1 protein-coding gene is annotated in these 285 nt (G+C 45.3%); it reads right to left on the bottom strand.

The window, feature by feature from the left end:
• On the bottom strand, nt 1–285 hold a 285-nt coding region (locus AB4585_RS23385; RefSeq protein WP_372171168.1), incomplete at both ends, for a VCBS domain-containing protein.

Here is a 285-nt window from a genome sequence, read left to right as displayed (position 1 = left end):
AGGATTACATGGTCGTTGTGATCGACATCAGTCGCTTTTAAGTCCCCTTCAAGGTGCATTTTATCGACTTCAACAATGGCCTTATTTTGCGCCAATACGTGTGAGGTCCCTTGCTCAAACACCTTAATGTTTTCCTGACCTGTAACAACAGGCTTGTCGTTGGTACCATGAATCGTGATAGTGATATCTTGATGGCCCGAGTGTGCACTCTCAATCGCAATATGATCGGTTAGTGCATCACCTTCACTTAATTGGTCAACCGGATCGGTTAGACCGGTATGTGGA

The organism is Vibrio sp. 10N.222.49.C9, assembly GCF_041474985.1.
Taxonomy (GTDB): domain Bacteria; phylum Pseudomonadota; class Gammaproteobacteria; order Enterobacterales; family Vibrionaceae; genus Vibrio; species Vibrio crassostreae_C.
Note: the sequence above shows the minus strand (reverse complement) of the source record. Positions and strands in the feature narration are given on the sequence as shown.